The following is a 15,174-nucleotide window of genomic DNA, read 5'->3' on the forward strand; positions in this document are numbered from 1 at the left end:
GCGGCCGGCCCCGATCCGGGCGGCGCCGCGGGGCCGGGCGGTGCCATCCTGGGGGCGTGAACGCCGTCGGCGCCGTCCTGACCACCGGCATCTACTGCCGCGACGACTGCCCCGGCCGCCCCCTCCCGGCGAACGTCGCCCGCTACCCGTTCGCGGCCGCGGCCGAGGCGGCCGGCTTCCGCGCCTGCCACCGCTGCCGCCCGTACCGGCGGGACCTCACGCCGCCGCCCGAGGCCGGCCGGCCCGGGCCGGCCGCGGCCGGGATGCCCGAGCTGGTGTGCCGGGCCGTCCGGCTCATCGCCGGGGGAGCGCTGGACGGCGCGACGGAGAACGACCTCGCCGATCGGCTCGGCGTCTCACCCCGGCACCTGCGGCGCCTGTTCCTCCAGCACGCCGGGGTGACGGCCGACCGGCTGGCCCGCTCGCGGCGCGCGCACTTCGCCCGGCGGCTGCTCGACGACACCGACCTGCGGGTGGCCGAGATCGCCTTCGCTGCGGGGTTCGGCAGCGTCCGGCAGCTCAACCGGGTGCTCGCCGAGGTCTTCCGCGCCACCCCGCGCGAGCTGCGGGCCCGGCGGCGGGTCGCGGACCGGCTGCTGGCGGACGGCGGGCTGCCCGTCCGGCTCGCCCACGACGCGCCGCTCGACCTCGCCGCCGCCCTGCGCCACCTGGCCGGGCGCGCGACGCCCGGCGTCGAGGCGGTCACCGGCGGCGCCTACCGGCGGGTCATCCTGGTCGACGACGACCCGGGGATGATCGAGATCAGCGCGCGTTCGCCGGCCGAGCTGCTGCTCGTCGCCCACCTGCCCCGGCTCGACGGCCTGATCCACCATGTCGGACGGGCGCGGCGGATCTTCGCCCTCGACGAGCCCGGCGGCCCGTACGGCTTCTGGGACGCGTTCGAGAGCGGCGTGCACGACCTCGTGCGGGCCGCGCTGCCGGACCCGGCACGGGCCCGGGCCGCGCTGCGCGAGCTCGCCGCCCGCTTCGGCACGCCCGTGCCCGGCCTCGCTCCCGTGGGGCTCACCACGGCGTTCCCGCGGGCGGAGGCCCTGGCCGCCGCCGGCCCCGCCGCCCCCGGCGCCCTGGCCACGCCGCCCGACGGCCCTGTGCGCGTACGCCCGCGCGCACGCGACCCCGCCCGGCCGGGACGGACCGGCGGCCCCGGCGGGCTGAGGCCGGATGCTGTCAGCGGCGGACCCAGAGGCCGGCCCTGGACGACGGGGTCGGCTCAGAGGTCGACGACGGTGCCGGCGGTCGCGACGGCCAGGTCGCCCGCGTACGCGGCGGCGGCCGCGGCGAGCGACGGCTCGGCCGGGGTGCCCGGCCACAGGTGGGTGAGCAGCAGGCGGCCGGCGCCCGCGGCCGCCGCCGTGCGGCCGGCCGCGCGGGCGCTGGACAGGTAGGGCGCGTCCTCCGCGGGCACCTCCTCCGGGTACGTCGCCTCGGCCAGCAGCAGGTCGGCGTCCCTGGCCAGGTCCACCAGCGCGGCGTCCGGGCCGGTGTCGCCGGTGTAGGCGAGGGCCCGGCCGCCGGCGCTCAGCCGCAGCCCGGCGTTCGGCACGTGGTGCGGCAGCGCCCAGCTGTCCACCAGGAATGGCCCGACCTCCACGGCTCCGGGCGGCTCCAGGTCGTGCGGGACGAAGCTGCCGGCCAGCATCCGCCCGCCGTCCAGGCGGAGCACCGCCTCCAGCGCCCCGGCGGGTGCGTACACCGGCAGCGCCGGCGGGCCCAGCCCGCCCAGCGCGCGGGCCCGCAGCAGGGGGTTGAGGTCCGCGCAGTGGTCGGGGTGCCCGTGGCTGACCAGCACCGCGCCGACCGCCTCGGCGGTGGTCCGCTCCAGCAGGCGCGGCAGCGTGGCGTAACCGGGGTCGATGAGCACGGTGAAGCCGTCGTGCTCGACCAGGTAGCCGCTGCACGCCTGCCCGGCCCCTGGCCAGGCCCCGCAGCCGCCCAGCACGCTGAGTCGCACGTCGTGGACCTCCTCACGTCAGCGCGATCCTAGGGCCATTCCGGAGAAGGCGGGTTAGGACGATCGGGCAGGGTCCCGTGCCTGAGGCCCCTGCTCGTGCCGCCGGCCGCCGGGGAGTACGGGCCCTGCGCCGAGCCCGCCGACAACGAGCACTGGTTCCGGCGGGGCTTCGAGGCGAAGTCGCCGTCCTGCGCCGCGAAGGCGAGGCGACGCGGGGCCGTCAGTCGCGCGGCCCGGCGTCGCGCGGCCCGGCGTCGCGCGGCCCGGCGTCGCGCGGCCCGGCGTCGCGCGGCCCGGCGTCGCGCGGCTCGATGTCGCGCGGCCCGGCGTCGCGCGGCTCGATGTCGCGCGGCCCGGCGTCGCGCGGCTCGATGTCGCGCGGCCCGGCGTCGCGCGGCTCGATGTCGCGCGACGGCGCCGGCCGCAGGCGTTCCAGGTCGCTCGCCCGCCGGTCGCCGGACGCCCCCAGCCGGTCCAGCGCCGCCGCCCGGCGGTCCCGTCCGCCCGCCTGCCGGTCGCGTACGGCGTCCCGCCGGTCGGCGGCGCTCGCCTGCCGGTCGTCGTCGGCCCGCTGCTGGTCGCGGGCGCGGTCGCGGTCCACGTCGAGGCGGCGTTCGCGGAGGTCGTCCAGCAGCGCGCGCAGCGCCTCCCGCTCGCGCCGGCTCTGCTCGCGGTCCGCCGCGGACAACCACCGTTCCTCGGCCAGCAGCCGCAGCTCCCGCTCGATGTCGGGCCCGTGGCCGCGCAGCGCGGCCTGGCGCCGGCCGGCCTGCTCGTCGCGCTGCCCGGCGGCGGTGTCGCGCAGCTCCGCCGCCCACAGCAGGTCGTGCAGCCGCCGGTCCAGCTCGCTGGAGTCGGTCTGCTCCTGCTCGGCGGAGTGGTGCCGTTCGACGGCCAGGCGGTCCCGTTCGGTGGCGGCCTCGTCGCGTCCCTCGGCCGCCTGGTCCCGCAGCCCGGCGACGCGGTCGCGGGTCGAGGCGAGCTGGTCGCGCTCGCGGGCCTTGCGGTCGCGGCGCTGCGCGGCCTGCTCGCGCCGTGCCCGTGCTCTTGGCTGCTGCTGCTCCTGGCTCACCGTGCGCCTCCCCCCGGTGCGGGGCCCGAAGTACGTCCGGCAGCACGCGGTCGCAGGACGGCCGCGCTGCCCCCTCGGCCCCATCCTGCCCCCGCCGCCGCCGCGGCGCCACCGCCGGAGCCCCCGGTCGGCCGCCTCCTGCCCGCCGGTCACCGTGTGACGGCGACCACGCCGAGCCTGCTCACGCACCGGGACGGGCGCACGTCCGGGCAGAACTCGTGGAGGACGTCGTTGACGCCGTCGGCGTCCTCGGGGGTGCAGGAGCGGGCAGTGCACCATGACGGCGTGGTCCAGGCCGGCGCCCGCGGCGCGGAGGACGGCCCGGCAGTGGCGGAGGGCCCGCCGGGCGGTCCTGCCCTCCGTGCCGTCGGCGCTCCATCCCGTCTCATCGGCTTGACCCTGACGCTGGGTCAATGCCGGAGCATGGCGGCATGAGCGCGACAATCGACGAAGACATGGCGACACAGCATTTCACGCTCCATCACGACGGCGTCACGATCCCGGTGTCGCGCGGCGGCCGGGGACGTCCGCTGGTGCTGTGCCCTGGGCTGAACGCGACCCGGGCGGGGCTGCGCGAGCTGACCCGGCTGCTGCGCCGCCACCACGACGTGGTGACGTTCGACCTGCGGGGCCACGGCCTCGCCTCGGCCGCCTCCCGGTACTCCTTCGCGGCGTTCCTCGGCGACCTGGGCGCGGTGATGGCGGAGCTGGGCCGGTTCGGCGTGACCGGGGCGCCGCTGCTGGCCGGCTACTCGATGGGCGCGGACCTGGCCGTGCACTTCGCCGCCGGGCATCCCGGGGCCGTGCGGGGGCTCGTCCTCGTGGACGGGGCGAACCCGGTCCCCGAGCCGTTCCTCACCGAGGCCGACCTGCCGATCCTGCGCGCGATGTGGGCGGACCTGGCGGCGCGGCAGCGGGCCGAGCCCGACAGGGCACGCCGGGTGTCGCTGACGGCGGAGGAGATCCTCGCCGTGAACGCCGAGATCGACGCGGTCCGGGCCGGCATTCTCGGCCGGTACGAAAGGATCGGGGTGCCCGTCCACCTGGTCATGTCGACGTCGATGGCGGGCGACAGCGGCGAGGAGCCCGCCCCGCGGTTCAACCGGAACTGGCGGGCCGGCGTCGAGCGGCTGGTCCGCGCGTGCCCGCGCGTCACCGTGTCCTGGCTGGACGCCGGGCACGACCTGGTGCTCACCCACGCCCCGGAGATCGCCCGCATCGTCCGGGCAGCGGGCTGAAGGGCCGGCCGGGGTGCTGACGATCGGCGAGCTGGCGGCGTACGCGGGGGTGACGGTGCGCACGGTGCGGCACTACCACGCCAGGGGCCTGCTGCCGGAGCCGGAGCGGGACCACTCCGGCTACCGCAGGTACGACGCGGCCGCGCTGGTCGAGCTGCTGAGGATCAGGACCCTCGCCGAGGCCGGGGTGCCGCTGGCGCGGGTGCGGGAGCTGCTGCGGGCCGGCGAGGACGAGTTCGCCGCGGCGGTCGCCGACATCGACCGGCGGCTGCGGGCGGAGATCCGGCAGCGGCAGCGCCACCGCGAGCGCATCGCCCGGCTCGCCGCCGGCGACGGCCTGGGCCTGCCGCCGGAGGTGGCCGCGCACCTGGACCGGCTGCGGGCGCTCGGCCTGGACGAGCGGATCGTCCGGGCCGAGCGCGATGGCTGGCTCCTGCTGGCCGCGCACGCGCCGGAGCGCGTTCCCGAATGGGTCGCCCGCAAACGGGACCAGGACGCCGTCGCCTTCTACCGCACCCTGAGCGCGGCCCTGGCCCTGACCGCCGGCGACCCGCGCCTGCCCGGGCTGGCGGACGAGCTGGCCGCCCACCTGACCCGGATGGCCGAGGAGCGGGGCGAGGACTACGTCGACGACGTGGACCTCGACCCGCCGCTCGTCGAGCTGATGGACGCGCTGGCCTACGACACCGTGCCGGCGGCCCGCCGGCTGATCGAGCTGCTGGCGGAGCGGGGCTGGGCGGGCTGGACGAAGCTGGGCCGCGCGGACCCTCGGCCCGGCCCGTGACGTGGCCGCGTAGGCCGGCGGGCGACCTGGACGACGCCGCCGGTCCGCGTCCCGGGACGCGGGCCGGCGGCGGCTCCGGGGTCAGCCCCCGACCGCGGGCGGGGCGTCCCCGGCCGTCTCCGGTGCGGGGGCGGCGGCCGTCAGCAGCTCCACCAGGTGGCCCGCGATCGCGGAGATCGTGGGCTGCTGCCACAGCAGGGTCGCGGGCAGGCGCCGGCCGAAGCGCTTCTCCAGCCGCCGCCGCACCATGACCGTCATCACCGAGTCGAGCCCCTGCTCGACCAGGGGACGCCGGAGCGCCAGGTCCTCGGGGTCCAGCCGCATCACGGCCGCGATCTCCGCGCGGACCTCGGGCAGGACGCGCCCGCGCAGCTCCTCGGGCGCCACCCCGGCGAACGACTCCGCGGCCTCCGCCGGCTCGTCCTCGGCGGGGACGGGCGCGTCGATCACCGGGTAGCGAAGCCCGGTGAGCTGCCCCACGACCGCGCCGTCCGGGTCGGCGAGGAGCACCCGCACGGTGTCGGCGGCGCCGTGGTCCACGACCGCGTCGATGATCACGGTCGCGGGGGGCGGGCCGGTCAGCACCACCTCGTCGATGTGCACGACCATGCGCAGCACCGGCTCGCCGGGGAACACGCAGGGCGCGACCGACATCGCCGCGTCCAGCGCCGGCGCCCAGCTCCCCGGTCCGTCTCCATCCAGCTCAGCTCCCTCCGGAGTGCCCGGCGTGCTGCGGAACGTGGTGCGGACCGTGGCGCGGAGCGCGCCGTCGCCGCCGAGCAGCGTCTCGATCGTCCAGTCGAAGCCGGTCGACGGCACGCCGACCGCCGCCAGGCGCTCGTGCACATGACGGGTGCCGAACGGCACGAGCGCGCCGGCGTCCGGCAGCACGTCGGGCTTCACCTGGCGCGGGGCGGCCACGTCCGCGGTGACGTGCACCAGCCAGTCCGGCTCCGGCTCGCCGGGCCCGGCCGGGGTGCGGGCGGCCAGCCGCAGCGCCGGGGGCTCGTGCACGACCTGGATCTGCCGGCGTCCCGCGGTCATCAGCGGGTGCGTCATCTCGACGTCGGTGAGCGTGACGTCCTCGCCCTCGGCCGCCCGCAGGAACGTGTTGACCAGCACCGCGGCGGGCACGATCTCTACGCCGTTGAGCGCGTGGCTGCCGGGGTAGGGCCGGTTGGCGTCCTCCAGCGCGGTCCGCCACACCCGGGTGCCGCTGCCCGCGACGGCGGTGCCGGCGCCGAGCAGGGCGTGCGAGCCCACGTCGTGGCCCCGGTCGCCGTCCCCGGCGTACGCCTCCCGCCAGTGGCGGCGGTGCTGCCAGGCGTACGGCGGCAGGTCGGCGGGGCCGCCGGCGGGCTGGAGCCGGGTCCAGTCCACCTCGACGCCGTGGCAGTGCGCCGCGCCCAGCGCGTGCAGGAACGTCAGCGGCTCCGGCTGGTTGCGGCGCAGCGTCGTGCCGACGAACACGTCCTCGAAGCCGTGCTCGGCGAGCGTCTCGGTGAGGGAGTGCGCGACGACGGGGTGCGGGGAGATCTCCAGGAACGCGCGGTGGCCGTCCTCGGCGGCGGCGGCCGTCGCGGCGGCCAGCCGCACCGGGTCGCGCAGGTTCGCCGCCCAGTAAGCGCCGTCCAGGACGGGCGTCGCGCGCGGGTCGGCCAGCGCGGTCGTGTACATGGGGACGCGCGGCGCGCCGAAGGCCAGGCCGGCGGTGGCGGCGGCCAGCTCGACGGCCAGCGGCTCCATCTGGGGGCTGTGGAAGGCGACCTCCGAGGCCACCCGGCGCACCACGATGCCCTCGGCCGGCCACTGGTCCGCCACCTCCTCCACCGCGGCGACGTCGCCGGACAGCACGGTGGAGCCGGGCGCCGACGCGATCGCCGCCACCAGGTCGCGGCGGCCGGCCAGCCGCTCGGCGGCCTCCTCGAAGGGCAGGCCGACCATCACCATGGCCCCCTTGCCCTCGGCCCGGCGCAGCAGCCGGGAGCGGCGGCAGATCAGCCGGGCGCCGTCGGCGACGGTCATCGCGCCGGCCGTCACCGCCGCCGCGATCTCGCCGACGGAGTGGCCGATGACGGCCGCCGGGACGACGCCGTGGGCGGTCCAGAGCCGGGCGAGGCCGAGCTGCATCACGAAGATCATGGTCTGGACGCGGTCGATGCCGTCGAGGGCGCCGTCGGCCAGGACCCGCCGGGGCGAGAAGCCGATCTCCTCGGCGAAGATCGGCTCGACCTCGTCCACCAGGGACGCGAACTCGGGCACCTCGAGCAGTTCCCGCCCCATGCCGCGCCACTGGCAGCCCTGCCCGGAGAACACCCAGACCGGCCCGGGCCCCGGCTCGGGCAGCACGTCGCCGGTGAGGACGGCCTCGGCCGGCACGTCGTCGGCGAGCCTGCGCAGGCCGCCCACCAGCTCGTCCCGGTCCGCCGCGACGACGACGGCACGGGCGGCCAGGTGGGTGCGCCGCAGCGCCAGCGTGTGCCCGGCGGAGCGCAGGTCGAGCCCGCTCTCCAGGTGGGCGGCGAGCCGGCCCGCGTACTGCCGCAGCGCCTTGTCGGACGCGGCCGACAGCGGGAACAGCCGCTCCCCCGCCGGCGGCCCTGCGGCGGGCGCCGGGCCGGCCGGCGGGGCCTGTTCGAGCACGATGTGCGCGACCGTGCCGCCGTAGCCGAAGCTGGAGACGCCCGCCCGGCGGGGGTGGCCGCGCTCCGGCCAGGCCGCCCGCTCGGTGACGACGCGCAGGCCGGAGGACTCCCACGGGATGGCCGGGTTGAGGGTGTCCAGCACGCTCGGCGGGATCTCGCCGCGGTGGAGGGCGAGCACCGCCTTGATGACGCCCGCGATGCCGGCCGCGCCTTCGAGGTGGCCGATGTTGGACTTGACCGAGCCGATGAGGCACGGGTCGCCGGGCGGCCGGCCGGCGCCGTACACGGTGGACAGCGCGCCCGCCTCCAGCGGGTCGCCGAGCCGGGTGCCGGTGCCGTGCGCCTCGACGTAGTCGACGGTGGCCGGGTCGATGCCGGCCTGGCGGCAGGCGCGGGCCATGACGTGCGCCTGGGCCTCGCCGCACGGCGCCATGATGCCGTTGGTGTGCCCGTCCTGGTTGACGGCGCTGCCGGCGACGAGGGCGAGGACGCGGTCGCCGTCGCGGAGCGCGTCCGCCAGCCGCTTGAGCACGATCACGCCGCAGCCCTCGCCGCGGCCGTAGCCGTCGGCGGAGGCGTCGAACGACTTGGAGCGCCCGTCGGGGGCGAGCGCTCCCGCCGCGCCGAGCGTGAGGGTCTCGCCGGGGGTGACCAGCAGGTTGACGCCGCCGGCGAGGGCGACGTCGCTCTCGCCGAGCCGCAGGCTCTGCGCGGCCAGGTGCAGCGCGACGAGCGAGGCCGAGCAGGCGGTGTCGATCGCCATGCTGGGGCCGCGCAGGTCCAGGGCGTAGGAGATGCGGTTGGCGACGGCGCAGGTCGCGGCGCCGATGCCGGTCCACGCCTCGATCTGGGGCAGGTCCTCCAGCAGGCGGCGGCCGTAGTCGTCGGTGCAGACGCCGACGAACACGCCGGCGTCGGTGCCGGCCAGCGTGTGCGGGGGCAGGCCGGCGTGCTCCAGCGCCTCCCACGCGGTCTCCATCAGCAGGCGCTGCTGCGGGTCCATCAGCTCGGCCTCGCGCGGCGACAGGCCGAAGAACTCCGCGTCGAAGCCCTCGATGTCGGTGAGGAAGCTGCCGTGGCGCACGGCGTCGCGGAGCGCGGCGACGTACTCGGGGCCGCGGGTCTCGTAGCGGCGCCAGCGTTCGGCGGGCAGCGGCCGGGTGGTGTTCCGGCCGGCGCACAGCAGGTCCCAGAACTCCTCGGGTGAGCGGGCGTCGCCGGGGAACCGGCAGCCGATCCCGATCACCGCCACCGGTTCCACCCCGGCTCCGCGCGGACTGTCGGCCATCTGCGTTCGTTTCCCTTCGGTCAGGCCCACTGAGGAGTTTCGATGATCTTGATGACGGCGCTGGAGACGGTCACGCCCGGCCCGGTGCCGAGCATGAGCAGGTGGTCGCCGGGGCCGAGCTGGCCGGTCATGAGCAGGTGGTGGAGCGACAGGACCTGGTCGGCGGCCCCGCAGTGGCCGATGGTGCGGCCGTAGTCCCAGGTGGAGCGGGACATCGGCAGGTCGAGCACGGCCATGCACCGCTGCTCGACGATCTCCTCGGAGTAGTTCATGAACGCCACCCGGGTGAGGTCGCGGGCCTCGATGCCGCTCTCCTCCAGCGCCTGCTCGACGACCTCCATGAGCGCCCGCTGAATGTGGAACAGCGCCGCGCTCGCCTCGCCCCTGGGCATGACCTGCTGGCGGAACTGGTCGCTGCGGGCGGCGAAGCTCATCTTCCGCCCGACGGTGACGCCCGGCGGGAAGAGGGGTTCGCTGCCCCGGTGCAGCTCCTCGGCCTCGGCGACCGTCGTGCTGCAGACCGACAGCAGGCGCGCGAAGCCCTCCTCCTTGGTCAGGACGAGCGCGCAGGCGGCGTCGCCGCCGACGTAGCCGGGGCCCATCCGCCACCGGTCCATCAGCGGGGTGCCGTAGTTGTCGGCGGCGGCGAGCAGCGCGGCCTCCCGCCCGGGGACGGCCCGCAGGTAGCTGGCCGCCAGCTCCAGGGCAATGAACATGCCGTTGCAGCCCTGCCGGATCTCGGTGGCCAGGACGTCGCCGCCGACGAGGTGGCGTTGCAGGTACGCCTGCGGCGGCCAGCCGTCCGGGCCCTGGTGCCAGGTCGAGGCGTACAGGAGGAGGTCGAGGTCGGCCGGCGCGCGGCCGCTGCGCTTGAGCGCGCTCTGCGCGGCGTGCAGCGCCATCTCCGGCGCCGGCAGGTCGCCGGCGACCGCGGCCCCGGCGAGGTTGTGCAGCTCGGCCTCCTCGGCCGGGTACCAGCCCTTGGCGACGGCCTTCTCGACGCTGACGACGTTGCGGGGGAGGAAGGCTCCCACTCCGCTGATGTAGGTGTCCGCCCACTGCATGGCTCTGCTCCCGCCCCGGTCAGACGGTCTCGAGCTCTTCGACCATCGCCACGATGGTGACGACGTCCCGGAAGTTGTCCGGGTCGAGCTTCGCGGCGGGGACGCGGACGCCGAGGTCCTTGCGCAGGAAGTTCAGCAGCCGGGCCGTCCGCAGGGAGTCGAGGAGGCCCGACACGAGGAGCGGGGTCGTCTCGTCGACCTCGATGTCGTCGCCGTCCTGGACGAGGTTGTCCTGGATGAAGCGGACGAGCCGCTGGGTGGTCTCGGTCATGCGCGTGCTCCGCTCGTCGTCACGGGAGTGGTGGACAGGATCCGGAAGGCCGCCGCGGCGACCGACGTGCCGGAGCCGAACCCGACCATGAGCAGGTGGTCGCCGGGCACCAGCCCGCCGGTCGCGAGGAGGTGCTCGAAGGCGATGAACTGGTCCACCGCGCCGCAGTGGCCGACGCGCCGCCCGTAGTCCCAGGTCGTCTGGTCCTCCTCGATGCCCAGCCAGGACATCTGCCCGTCCAGGTCCTCGCGGCGGCCGTGCGGGAAGGCCACCCGGGTGATGTCGTCCAGCCCGATGCCGGCCTCGTCCAGGGTCTGCTCGACCTGCTGCATCATCGTCTTCTGGATGGTCAGGTGGATGCCGGTGCCCTGCGCCTTGAGCAGCCGCTGGCGGAACTCCTCGTGCCGGTCGCCGAAGCTGAGGCCCCGGCCGACGGTGGCGTCCGGCGGGAACAGGGGGTAGGCGCCGTCGTTGACCGCGTCGGCCTCGGGGATCACCGTGGCGTTCACCGACAGCAGCTCGGCCATGCCGTGGTCCTTGCCGAGCAGGACGGCGGCCGCGGCGTCGCCGATCAGCGCCCCGGGCGTCATGCGCCAGCGGTCCACCAGGGGGGTGCCGTGGTTGTCCGAGGAGACCACCATGGCGGTCCGCCGGCGGGGGTCGGCGTGCAGGTAGCTCGCGGCCAGCTCCAGTGAGCTGATCATCCCGACGCAGCCGCTCCTGATCTCGAACGCCGGAACGTTCCCGCCGAGGAGGTGCATCTGCAGGTAGTGCTGGGGCTGCCAGCCGTTCGGGCCCTGGTGCCACACCGACGGGTAGAGCAGGAGGTCCAGCTCGCGCGGCGAGGACTCGCCCCAGCGCTCGTAGGCGTCCACGACGGCGCGCCGCGCCATCTCGGGCGCGGGCATGTCGCCGGCCACCGCCGCGCCGAGCTGCTGGTACTTCTCGGCCTCCGCGGCCGGGTACCAGCCCTCGCGGACCGCGTGCTCGACGCTCACGCTCTCCGGCACGTGGACGCCGAGGCTCCTGACGAAAATGTTGGTTGTACGCACACGTCCCCTAACTCATCGACGACCCGGACAACGGCCTCCGGCGGGGGAAGGCGGCTTATCCGATTGATTTCGGGCCCTCGGGCGGCAACGGCCCCGGGCCGGTCCGGGAGAACAACGTGGAATTAAGCCGGCGGGCGGACACCGGCAAGGATAGGCACGGCCCGTCCGGAGAAGCAATATCAGCCGCCGCGATCCGACCGGCGACATTCCGTGATCGGCTTCCGACGGAACGTGGCGCATTTAGGGAATGGCGCTTTCCGCTCCGTGCCGCGCATTCAATTAATGCGACGTCCCTATTACGGACGACCGGAGAACGCCGCCGGGCCCGTCCTGTTCGGCGGGGGCCCGGCGGGCGCGGCTCAGGCGGGCACTCGCGTGCAGGCGAGGTTGTTGAGTTTGAACTGGGCCGGAATGTCGTTCGTCCCGGTGGCGGTCGCGGAGAAGCCGAGGCTCTGGCTGGAGCCGGGGCCGATGTAGGAGTTGTGGCCGGCGTCGCGGGCGACCACCTGGTTGCCGGTCTGGGTCACGGTGGCGTTCCAGGCGCTCGTGATCTGCTGGTTGCCTGACCAGGCCCAGCTCACGGCCCAGCCCTGGACGGGGGTCGTGCCGGTGTTCCTGATGACGACGCTGCCGTTGAAGGCGCCGTTCCACGCGCCGGTGGAGTAGGTGACCTCGCAGGAGGTGCCGAGCTTGAGCCCGCCGCGCAGGTACGTCGCGAAGTTGGCCCAGGTGGGGTCGAGCGTGCCGGTGCTGACGGTCTCGCCGCAGTCGGCCGTGGTGCGGACGGTCTGCTGGCCGTAGTGGGCGGGGTCCATGATCTCGACCTTCATGTGGTCCGCGCCGGGCACCGAGACGAACGTCCCGTGCCCGCACTGGGCCTTGATCCTGTTGTAGAGCAGGACGCTCTGCCCGTGCGGCACCAGGAAGTCGGCCTGGCCGTGCAGGAACAGCAGCGGCGGGTCGTTGGCGTCCACGTAGGTGATGGGGTTGGCCTGCGCCACGACGGACGGGCAGGTCTGGATCGGGCAGCCGACCAGCAGCGACTCCGGCGAGGCGGGCGAGTTGTGGTCGAGACCGCCGGTCGGCAGGTTCTGCGCGTTCATCTGCAGGAAGTCGGTCGGGCTGTAGAAGGCCAGGCCCGCCTGCACCGCGCTGGAGACGCCGGTGGTGCCGACGGTGCCCTCCAGCGCCGAGACGCCGCCGGACAGGGTCGCCATCTCCGTCAGCCAGCCGCCCGAGGAGTCGCCCATCATCGCGATGCGGTTGGGGTCGATCTGGTACGTGGCCGCGTTCGCGCGCAGCCAGCGGATGGCCGCCTTGATGTCGTGCACCTGGGCGGGGAAGATCGCTTGGGAGCTGGAGCGGACGCTCACGCCGGCCACGGCGAAGCCCAGCGGGTTGAAGACCTCCGCGATCTCCTCCGCGCCTGACTTGCCGTTGTCGCTGGTCCAGGCCGAGCCGCTGTGCCAGATCAGCAGCGGCCGGGGCGTGATCCCGGTGGACGGCAGGTAGAGGTCCAGCAGATGCCCCCTGCTGCCGGCCGGTTGCGCGGGCGCGTAGGCGATGTCAGTGATCACCTGCGCGGCTTGCGCGGGCGGCGCGAAGGCCGCCGGCACGCCGACGGCGGCCAGCATGGTCAACGCCATGCCGACGATCACGGCCCTGCAGATTCGAGCTTGCATGGTGCGACTCCGGTTGGTCGGATGGTCGCCGCTCCCCCGGTGGCCGTCCGTGTTCGCTGTTCGGTGCCGGGGCAGCCGCGATCGGCACGCCGGCCGGGCGCCTCCCGAGAACGACGTTCTGCTGGGGTGTCGCGGCTCACATCGATATGGGCGGGCCGACGATATGACACGTAAGTGAGGAAGGTCAAAGTTTTCCGTGTACCGTGCCAAGCGAACGGGAAAAGCGGGTTAAATCGTACTTTAAGGGCGCAAAGCGCGAAAAGTCTCCCAGATGATCAAGGGCACGCCCAGGCGGTCGTATAACACCCCGGAAATTGTTTCCGAAAGCTGGAGCTCCCGCATAATTCGACCATCAAGTGACACCGGCCTCACCCGCCGTGAACACCCCGGAACAACGGCCGCCCGGCCCCGATTACCGCGATGAAACTTTCATCGCCGCCCCCCGGGAAACCGGCGGCCGATGACAATTTCCCTGGCGCGGAGTAAGTGATAATGTCCACCGGCATGATCTCCCCAGTCGCAGGAGGACGAATGCGAAAGGCACGCGCTCTACTCGTCTCGGCCGTCATGGTCCTCGGAGTGTCGTTGACGACCGGCGCCACCCCGGCGCAGGCGGAGGCGGAGGCCGCGAGGCTGGCCGGCGTCTTCAGGGACTACTCGGAGTGCCAGCGAATCGGCGCCTACGGCATCACCCAGGGCTGGTGGGACTCCTACTCCTGCCAGTGGGAGTCCCGCTACCGCTACTACTTCCTCTACGCCTGACCCCGTGAGACGCACGCGCCCCGGCCCCGACCCCGAACCGGAGCGCGTGCGCCCACTCCCGGCCTGGGCGCGCCCAGTGCGGTGATCGACGGGCGGCGGGGGTCAGCGCTCCAGAGCGGAGCGGCGCTGGATGGCCTCCACCGCCCTCTTGGCCACCACCAGCGAGGCGCCGGTCGCCTGCCGGTAGATCTTGATGGCCTTGACGGTCTTGCCGTCCCGCAACGCCGCATGGAACTCCGGCGGCAGCGCCGGACCGTCCGAGGCGGCGCCGGCCGCTCCCGTGACGAGGCCGAGGTGCCGCTGGAGCTCGGCGACCTGCTGCTCGAGCCGTGCGATTCTGTCCTCCACGGATTCCATGGCCGAAACCCTACGACACCCGGCGGGCGGTGAACCGGTCGCGCACGGGGTTCGCCGGGACGGGGGCGCGTGGCGGCTTGGTAGGGTGCCGGTCTCGTGCCGCCCGGAGGGTCCGGCGGGGAGAGGGGTGCCGGTGCGGGCGGCGGAGATGCGGCGGGCGGTGGCGGCGGCCAGGGCGGTCGCCGCGTCCCTGGGTCTAGCGGCCGGCGAGGCGGCCGTGCTGCAGAACTCGAACAAGCTGACGTTGCGGCTGCTGCCGTGCGACGTCCTGGCCCGGGTGGCGCCCGCGGCGCAGCAGGTCTCGGCGTTCGAGATCGAGCTGGCGCGGCGGCTCGCCGGGACGGGGAGCCCGGTGGGCGTGCCGGACCCGCGTGTGGAGCCTCGCGCGTACGAGCGCGACGGCTTCGTCGTCACGCTGTGGACCTACTACGCGCCCGCGGCGCCTCCGGGGGCCGTCCCACCGGCCGGTTACGCCGGCGCGCTCCGGCGGCTGCACGCCGGGATGCGCGAGCTGGACGTGCCCGCCCCGCACTTCACCGACCGCGTACGCCAGGCGCGCCGGCTCGTGGCGGACCCCGGCCGGACGCCGGAGCTCCCGGACGCGGACCGCCGCCTCCTCGCGGACGTCCTCGCCCGCCTGGGCGCGGCCGTCGGGACCCGCGGCGCCGCCGCCGAGCAGCTGCTGCACGGCGAGCCGCACCCCGGCAACCTGCTCGCCACCGCGCACGGGCCGCTGTTCATCGACCTGGAGACCTGCTGCCGGGGGCCGGTCGAGTTCGACCTCGCCCACGCGCCCGAGGACGTCGGCGCGCACTACCCGGGGGCCGACCTGGGCCTGCTGCGCGACTGCCGCATCCTGGTGCTGGCGATCATCACGGCGTGGCGCTGGGACCGCGACGACCAGCTCCCGGACGGGCGGCGGCTCGGCGCGGAGTGGCTGGACCAGCTCCGGGCGGCGCTCGGCCACGACCCGTCGAGGCCGTGACG

12 protein-coding genes and 1 pseudogene are annotated in these 15,174 nt (G+C 75.3%); 5 read left to right on the forward strand and 8 right to left on the reverse strand.

Annotated features, from left to right (window positions below; translation table 11 throughout):
- Positions 1 to 56 precede the first annotated feature (56 nt).
- Positions 57 to 854 (forward strand): annotated as a pseudogene (locus MF672_RS24975) (helix-turn-helix domain-containing protein); the annotation flags it as partial.
- A gap of 377 nt (positions 855 to 1,231) precedes the next feature.
- On the opposite strand, the gene MF672_RS24980 reads toward MF672_RS24975, so the two are convergent.
- Positions 1,232 to 1,972, reverse strand: coding sequence for an MBL fold metallo-hydrolase (locus tag MF672_RS24980; RefSeq protein ID WP_247815422.1), 741 nt, complete (start codon positions 1,970 to 1,972; stop codon positions 1,232 to 1,234).
- Between the two features lie 220 nt (positions 1,973 to 2,192).
- Positions 2,193 to 3,044: a hypothetical protein gene (locus tag MF672_RS24985; RefSeq protein WP_247815423.1), complete on the reverse strand. Its 852-nt coding sequence runs from the start codon at positions 3,042 to 3,044 to the stop codon at positions 2,193 to 2,195.
- A 455-nt stretch (positions 3,045 to 3,499) separates the two neighbouring features.
- Between MF672_RS24985 and MF672_RS24990 the strand changes: the two genes are divergently transcribed.
- Both MF672_RS24990 and MF672_RS24995 read left to right on the forward strand, forming a co-directional pair.
- Positions 3,500 to 4,282, forward strand: a complete 783-nt coding sequence (locus MF672_RS24990; protein WP_242382319.1) for an alpha/beta fold hydrolase — start codon at positions 3,500 to 3,502, stop codon at positions 4,280 to 4,282.
- A gap of 13 nt (positions 4,283 to 4,295) precedes the next feature.
- Positions 4,296 to 5,066: a MerR family transcriptional regulator gene (locus MF672_RS24995; protein WP_242382320.1), complete on the forward strand. Its 771-nt coding sequence runs from the start codon at positions 4,296 to 4,298 to the stop codon at positions 5,064 to 5,066.
- Between the two features lie 81 nt (positions 5,067 to 5,147).
- Here MF672_RS24995 and MF672_RS25000 read toward each other — a convergent pair whose 3' ends face one another.
- From MF672_RS25000 to MF672_RS25020, 5 genes are all read right to left on the reverse strand, one after another.
- Positions 5,148 to 8,963 (reverse strand): type I polyketide synthase, encoded by a 3,816-nt coding sequence (locus MF672_RS25000; RefSeq protein ID WP_242382321.1) that lies wholly within the window; start codon positions 8,961 to 8,963, stop codon positions 5,148 to 5,150.
- 56 nt (positions 8,964 to 9,019) lie between these two features.
- Positions 9,020 to 10,063, reverse strand: a complete 1,044-nt coding sequence (locus MF672_RS25005; protein WP_242382322.1) for a ketoacyl-ACP synthase III family protein — start codon at positions 10,061 to 10,063, stop codon at positions 9,020 to 9,022.
- A 19-nt stretch (positions 10,064 to 10,082) separates the two neighbouring features.
- On the reverse strand, positions 10,083 to 10,334 hold the full coding sequence (locus MF672_RS25010) for an acyl carrier protein (protein WP_242382323.1): 252 nt from the start codon (positions 10,332 to 10,334) through the stop codon (positions 10,083 to 10,085).
- Positions 10,331 to 11,386 carry a ketoacyl-ACP synthase III family protein gene (locus tag MF672_RS25015; protein ID WP_242382324.1) on the reverse strand — a complete coding sequence of 352 codons (1,056 nt, stop codon included), beginning with the start codon at positions 11,384 to 11,386 and terminating at the stop codon, positions 10,331 to 10,333. The genes MF672_RS25010 and MF672_RS25015 overlap by 4 nt, the downstream gene beginning before the upstream one ends.
- Before the next feature lie 359 nt (positions 11,387 to 11,745).
- Positions 11,746 to 13,032: a cellulose binding domain-containing protein gene (locus tag MF672_RS25020; RefSeq protein ID WP_242382325.1), complete on the reverse strand. Its 1,287-nt coding sequence runs from the start codon at positions 13,030 to 13,032 to the stop codon at positions 11,746 to 11,748.
- Between the two features lie 567 nt (positions 13,033 to 13,599).
- Between MF672_RS25020 and MF672_RS25025 the strand changes: the two genes are divergently transcribed.
- A complete protein-coding gene (locus MF672_RS25025) occupies positions 13,600 to 13,830 on the forward strand; it encodes a hypothetical protein (protein WP_242382326.1) in 231 nt (76 codons plus the stop codon).
- A 102-nt stretch (positions 13,831 to 13,932) separates the two neighbouring features.
- Here the strand turns inward: MF672_RS25025 and MF672_RS25030 are convergent, their stop codons facing one another.
- Positions 13,933 to 14,187 carry a hypothetical protein gene (locus tag MF672_RS25030; protein WP_242382327.1) on the reverse strand — a complete coding sequence of 85 codons (255 nt, stop codon included), beginning with the start codon at positions 14,185 to 14,187 and terminating at the stop codon, positions 13,933 to 13,935.
- Between the two features lie 133 nt (positions 14,188 to 14,320).
- On the opposite strand from MF672_RS25030, the gene MF672_RS25035 reads away from it, so the two are divergent.
- A complete protein-coding gene (locus MF672_RS25035; protein WP_242382328.1) occupies positions 14,321 to 15,172 on the forward strand; it encodes a phosphotransferase in 852 nt (283 codons plus the stop codon).
- Positions 15,173 to 15,174: the final 2 nt, after the last annotated feature.

Origin of the sequence: Actinomadura luzonensis, assembly GCF_022664455.2 — a bacterium.
In the GTDB taxonomy this organism is placed as follows: domain Bacteria; phylum Actinomycetota; class Actinomycetes; order Streptosporangiales; family Streptosporangiaceae; genus Nonomuraea; species Nonomuraea luzonensis.

Bases quoted from the DNA above. Each gene is read 5' to 3' on its own strand.
- MF672_RS24990 (WP_242382319.1), top strand. From the start codon at position 3,500: ATGGCGACACAGCATTTCACGCTCCATCACGACGGCGTCACGATCCCG.
- MF672_RS25005 (WP_242382322.1), bottom strand. From the start codon at position 10,063: ATGCAGTGGGCGGACACCTACATCAGCGGAGTGGGAGCCTTCCTCCCC.
- MF672_RS25010 (WP_242382323.1), bottom strand. From the start codon at position 10,334: ATGACCGAGACCACCCAGCGGCTCGTCCGCTTCATCCAGGACAACCTC.
- MF672_RS25020 (WP_242382325.1), bottom strand. From the start codon at position 13,032: ATGGCGTTGACCATGCTGGCCGCCGTCGGCGTGCCGGCGGCCTTCGCG.
- MF672_RS25025 (WP_242382326.1), top strand. From the start codon at position 13,600: ATGCGAAAGGCACGCGCTCTACTCGTCTCGGCCGTCATGGTCCTCGGA.
- MF672_RS25030 (WP_242382327.1), bottom strand. From the start codon at position 14,187: ATGGAATCCGTGGAGGACAGAATCGCACGGCTCGAGCAGCAGGTCGCC.